The following is a 556-nucleotide window of genomic DNA, read 5'->3' on the forward strand; positions in this document are numbered from 1 at the left end:
GGCGCCGGGCGGGACGGCGCGGGTCGCCCCGGTGACGGGCGCCCGGGTGACGGGATGGCCGGCGCCGCTCCGTCGAGCCGGTTCGGTCGGTCGCCCCTCGACTTCGGCGCGACCGTGGGCCTCCTCGTCCTCGGGCTCTGGTCGGTCCTGCAGTCGCTCTTGGTCGGGCAGGTGGCCTCCGCCGTCCGCCAGACGTTCGAGCAGCGCTACACGACCTTCTCCGACCCGTCGGCGCTCACGACCGCGGCGGTCGTCGGAGCCGTCGCCGGTGTGGTGCTCTTCGCGCTCACGCTCTGGTGGTCGATCCGTCGGCTGCGTGCGCGGCGCTGGACGTTCTGGGTGCCGCTGCTGGGCGGTGCCGTGTCGACCGCGGTGAGCGTCACCGCGTTCCTCGTCGTGGTGATGCAGGACCCGCGGTTCGTCGAGGCGGTGCTCCGCCAGTCCGGCGGCGCCTGAGCGTTCGGTCCGGCGACGCCCGAGCACGTCGAGTGCGGCGGTGCCCGAGCGCGTCGAACCCGGCGACGGCGCCTGAGCGCGTCGAACCACGATCCCGACG

The 556-nt window shown here is 75.0% G+C and carries 1 protein-coding gene; it reads left to right on the forward strand.

Going from position 1 to position 556, the window contains the following annotated elements; translation table 11 throughout:
* On the forward strand, positions 1–456 hold a 456-nt coding region (locus tag NS184_RS16810; RefSeq protein WP_242863098.1), incomplete at its 5' end, for a DUF6264 family protein.
* Positions 457–556 lie beyond the last annotated feature (100 nt).

It is taken from the genome of Curtobacterium luteum (assembly GCF_001475545.1).
Lineage (GTDB): Bacteria > Actinomycetota > Actinomycetes > Actinomycetales > Microbacteriaceae > Curtobacterium > Curtobacterium luteum_A.